The organism is Halonatronum saccharophilum DSM 13868, from assembly GCF_000517025.1.
Taxonomy (GTDB): domain Bacteria; phylum Bacillota; class Halanaerobiia; order Halobacteroidales; family Halobacteroidaceae; genus Halonatronum; species Halonatronum saccharophilum.
On the sequence record NZ_KI912092.1, the window covers coordinates 236,871 to 241,777 of the forward strand.

Sequence of the window (4,907 nt, forward strand, 5' to 3'; positions counted from 1 at the left end):
AGAGTAATGAGTAGAGTCAAAATCTCAAAACCTCTTATAAGTCTTAGGTAACAAAGGGGTTTCTGTTTTCTTAAGGTTTTACCCATTACTCATTACTGATTACTCATCACCAGTAATAAAGCTCTGCTTTATTACTATAAAGTTACATCAATAATCGCCTGATACAAAATCTCCATCATCTCAACTAGCTCTTCTTCTTTACTAACCAGTGGTGGCATGAAGACGACTACATTACCTAAAGGTCTAATAATCATTCCTAGCTCTCTTGCCCTCATACATACCTTGACCCCCATCTTCTCTTCCCAAGGGTACTCCTTCTTAGTCTTCTTATCCTTCACTATCTCTATACCAACCATTAACCCCTTCTGTCTAACATCTCCTATATGGGTTATTTCCTTAAATCTTTCTAATTTACTCTCAATTAACTCTGTCTTTTTCTTTACTCCACCAATAATATCTTGCCTTTCAAATAGGTCAATATTTTCTATTGCAACAGCACAAGCTAAAGGATTACCCGTGTAGGAATGACCATGAAAGAAGGTTTTTTGGGTCTTATAATCATCATAAAAGGCCTTGTAAACCTTATCTGTAGTTAAGGTTGCAGATAAAGGAAGATAGCCTCCTGTAATCCCCTTTGCTATAGCCATAATATCCGGAACTACTCCTTCACCCTCACAAGCAAATAAATTTCCAGTCCTCCCAAAACCAACTGCTACCTCATCAGCAATCATCAAAATATTATACTTATCACATAGGTCTCTAGCTTTAGCCAAATAACCTTCTGGTGCTGTTATCATACCTCCTGCACCTTGAACCAAAGGCTCAATAACTAAAGCCGCTATTCTATGACTATTCTCATCCATTATCTCTTCTAGCTTCTTAATACAGCTAAAGCTACAATCTCCTTCTTCTTCACCAAAAGAACAACGATAACAATAAGGTGAAGGTGCTTGATAAGTCTTAAATAAAAGAGGATTATAAACCTTATGGAAGAGATCTATCCCTCCTACACTAACAGACCCTACAGTATCACCATGATAAGCATTCTCTAAGGTGATAAATTTATCCTTCGGGCCAACACCCTCATCTAACTGTTGCCAATATTGAAAAGCCATTTTTAATCCAATCTCTACAGCCGTTGATCCACTATCGGAGTAAAAGACCTTGTTCAAGCCTTCTGGAGTTATCTCTACCAACTTCTCGGCAAGCTCTATAGCTGGTACATTAGATAAACCTAGCATAGTAGAGTGAGCAACCTTATCTATCTGCTCCTTTAAAGCATCATCCAACTCTTTCTTTCTATGCCCATGCACATTCAGCCAAATAGAAGAGACTCCATCATAGTACTCTCTACCTTGGGTATCCCATAGCTTAATCCCTTCTCCTCTCTCAATTATTATCTGCTCACAATCTTCAACCCATTCCTTCATTTGAGTAAAAGGATGCCATAGATACCTCTTATCCTTCTCTAACAAAGTTAAGTCCTTTTGCATAAACAAAACCTCCTTGTTTTAGCTATCAGTCTTCAGCCATCAGCTAAGATTATCCTAGTAAAAAACCTTACTTTTACTGTATTTTAACTATCAATTATCAATTTTCAACTCTCAATTCTTCTCTATTACCCTCTCCAAATCAACTCTCTTTTCAAAAACTTGGGATAACTTCTCACCATCATCTAGATCATCAAGGTAAGGAATAATACCTAAGACGGGAATTCCTGTCCATTTTTCAATCACTTCCGGATTTGTTTTTTCAGCCAATCCTTGCTCATCTTCTTTTAGACCATTAATGATCACTCCTAAAACTTCTATCCCCAAAGATCTTGCTACCTCTATTGTCAATACAGTATGGTTGATAGTTCCTAGATTTGGCCTAGCTACTATAATAATTGGTAAATTTAATAACTTAATTAAATCAGGGATTAAGAAGTTTTGGGCCAAAGGCACCATAAGCCCCCCTGCCCCTTCAACTATCAAACTCTCCCTATTCTTTAATAACTCTTCATAAGCTTTTGTTACCTTATCTACTTCAACCTTCACCCCTTCAATCTGGGCTGCTACACTAGGGGCCAAGGGCTCCTTTAAACGAATTGGATTCATTAAATCATAATCATCATCTAAATTAACTCTATCCAGAACAAACTCTAAATCAGGAGCCAACATCTTATCGCCTTTTATTATAGATCCACTCTGAAAAGGTTTCATAACTCCTATATCTTTTCCCCTAGCTCGCAAGGCTGCAAGTAACCCTGTCGTCACTACAGTCTTACCAACATCAGTATCTGTCCCTGTAATGAATACTCCTCTTCTCATCTCTTCTACCTCCTTTTAAAGTGGCACTAGTAATGGGTAATGAGTGAAGAGTAATGAGTAAAGTCAAAATCTCAAAACCTCTTATAAGTCTTAGGTAACAAAGGGGTTTCTGTTTTTTTTAAGGTTTTACTCATCACTGATTACTCATCACCAGTAATAAAGCTCCGCTTTATTACTATTAAATGTAGGACTTATTAAACTAATATAGAACTATTAAAGTGAGAGTAGATAATGATAATTTGGGAGGTAATTTAAAGATGGAGAAGAAGTGGTGGCATGAATCAGTGGTATATCAAATTTATCCGCGAAGCTTCAAAGATACAACAGGTAATGGAGTAGGAGATTTAAGGGGGATAATTGAAAAGTTAGATTATTTAGAGGAGCTAGGAATAGATGTGATCTGGTTATCCCCAGTCTATAGATCACCAATGGATGATAATGGCTATGACATATCAGATTATCAGGATATTGCTCCAGAGTTTGGTACAATGGAGGATATGGATGAGTTAATTGCAGAGGCAAAGGGTCGTGGTATTCGTATTATTATGGATCTAGTCGTCAATCATACCTCTGATGAACACTTGTGGTTTCAAGAAGCAAGGAAGTCTAAAGATAATCCTTATCGAGACTATTATATCTGGCGTGACCCTAAAGATGGGGGTCTACCAAATGATATAGGATCGATCTTTAGTGGTCCTGCTTGGGAGTATGATGAGAGAACGGGCCAATATTATTTTCACCTCTTTAGCAAGCGTCAACCTGATCTAAATTGGGAAAATCCAAAGGTTAGAGAAGAGATCTACCAGATGATGAATTTTTGGTTAGAAAAGGGTATTGGTGGCTTTAGAATGGATGTTATTGATCTTATTGGTAAAGAGGTAGATAAGAAGATTACTGGAAACGGGCCAAGGTTACATCCGTTACTACAAGAGATGAATGAAGAGAGCTTTGGTAATTATGATGTTCTAACAGTTGGCGAAACTTGGGGAGCAACACCAGAGATTGCTAAGTTGTACTCTGACCCTGAAAGAAATGAACTATCAATGGTATTTCAATTTGAACATATGACCATAGATTGGGATGATGAGGAAGGTAAGTGGCGTCCTAAACCACTAGACTTTAAAAAATTGAAGAAGGTTTTAAGTAAGTGGCAGACTGAACTAAAGGGTGAAGGATGGAATTCTTTATTCTGGAATAACCATGACCTACCAAGAATTGTCTCTCGTTGGGGTAATGACAAGGAGTATCGTGTTCAGTCAGCTAAGATGTTAGCCACACTATTACATTTTATGCAGGGAACTCCTTATATCTACCAAGGAGAAGAGATTGGGATGACCAATGTAAAATATGAGTCTATCGATGAATATGATGATATCGAAAGTGTAAACTATTATTATGACAAGATAGAGAATGGTTATACTCATGACGAGATGATGGAAGCAATCTGGAAGAATGGGCGTGATAATGCAAGAACCCCAATACAATGGAATGATAGTGAGAATGCAGGATTTACAAAGGGAGAGCCGTGGTTAAAGGTTAATCCTAATTATAAAGATGTTAATGTAAACAAGGCTTTAGAAGATGAAGGTTCAATCTTCTATTATTATAAGAAGCTAATAAAGTTAAGAAAAGAGAATGATATAATTGTTTACGGTGATTATAAATTATTGTTAGAAGATAATGATAAGATCTTTGCTTATACTAGAAGCTTAGATCGAGAGAAGATATTGGTGATAGTTAACTTCTTGGAAGAGGAAGCAGAGTTTAACTTGCCAGAGGATATAGACTTTAATGAAAAAGAGTTATTGATCAGCAATTATGAAGTTGCTAAAGAAGAGAGTATCGATAACTTAAACTTAAGACCTTATGAGGCTAGGGTATATAGGTTGAAGTAGGTGTCAGCTTTTAGCTATCGGCTATCAGCAAAATCTTTAAGCAGGTAAGGTTTAAGCTAAAGACTGATAGCTGATGACTGAAGGCTAAAATTATATTTGACAAAATTTATAGGTAGTGTTATACTTTAAATTGACTGGGTAGTCAGTTTTTTTAGATAATACTGACCCAAGGGTCAAGAGGGGTGGAAGGATGGAAGATGAATCAAAAAAAGTTAAAATAATCGATGCTGCTTTAAAGTTGTTCTCTAGTAAAGGATACCATAAGACAAAGATGATTGAGATTGCCGATGAAGCCGGAGTGGCTAAAGGAACCCTTTATTGGTACTTTGATAGTAAGAAGCAATTATTTCAAGCTATACTGTTAAATGGAATCAGCCAGTTGGTTAATAGAATGAAAGAAGATATTCTTGAAGAGGAGGGGGCGAGGGATAAGTTAAGAAAGGTTATTGAACTCTCTATTCGTTTTTTTGCAGAGTGTAAACAGTTATCTAAGATGTATCAGGAGAGTACAGTAGCTATAAGTCAAGACTTCAAGGAGAAGTTATTTGAGATTAAAGAAGAGGAAGTTAGATTAATTTTAAAGATTATTGATGAAGGTAAGGAGGAAGGTGTTTTTAGGGTCGATTTAGATAGTTCAGATCTATCAAATATATTAATCGGAATGATTGGTAGTTTTAATCCTCATTTTCATACTACTGAT

General features: G+C 36.5%; 4 protein-coding genes. 2 read left to right on the forward strand and 2 right to left on the reverse strand.

Features of this window, described 5'->3' with window-relative positions:
* Positions 1-134: 134 nt before the first annotated feature.
* Positions 135-1,493 carry an adenosylmethionine--8-amino-7-oxononanoate transaminase gene (gene bioA, locus HALSAC_RS0103200; RefSeq protein ID WP_027339056.1) on the reverse strand — a complete coding sequence of 453 codons (1,359 nt, stop codon included), beginning with the start codon at positions 1,491-1,493 and terminating at the stop codon, positions 135-137.
* A gap of 111 nt (positions 1,494-1,604) precedes the next feature.
* Entirely contained in the window at positions 1,605-2,312 is a 708-nt protein-coding gene (bioD, locus tag HALSAC_RS0103205; protein ID WP_027339057.1) for a dethiobiotin synthase, read from the reverse strand.
* A 257-nt stretch (positions 2,313-2,569) separates the two neighbouring features.
* Here bioD and HALSAC_RS0103210 point away from each other — a divergent pair, with 257 nt between their 5' ends.
* On the forward strand, positions 2,570-4,207 hold the full coding sequence (locus HALSAC_RS0103210; protein WP_027339058.1) for a glycoside hydrolase family 13 protein: 1,638 nt from the start codon (positions 2,570-2,572) through the stop codon (positions 4,205-4,207).
* 190 nt (positions 4,208-4,397) lie between these two features.
* The coding region (locus HALSAC_RS0103215) for a TetR/AcrR family transcriptional regulator (protein WP_027339059.1) at positions 4,398-4,907 on the forward strand (510 nt) is incomplete at its 3' end.

Excerpts from the sequence above, each read along its gene's own strand:
- bioA (WP_027339056.1), bottom strand. The coding sequence starts at position 1,493 with ATGCAAAAGGACTTAACTTTGTTAGAGAAGGATAAGAGGTATCTATGG.
- bioD (WP_027339057.1), bottom strand. The coding sequence starts at position 2,312 with ATGAGAAGAGGAGTATTCATTACAGGGACAGATACTGATGTTGGTAAG.
- HALSAC_RS0103210 (WP_027339058.1), top strand. The coding sequence starts at position 2,570 with ATGGAGAAGAAGTGGTGGCATGAATCAGTGGTATATCAAATTTATCCG.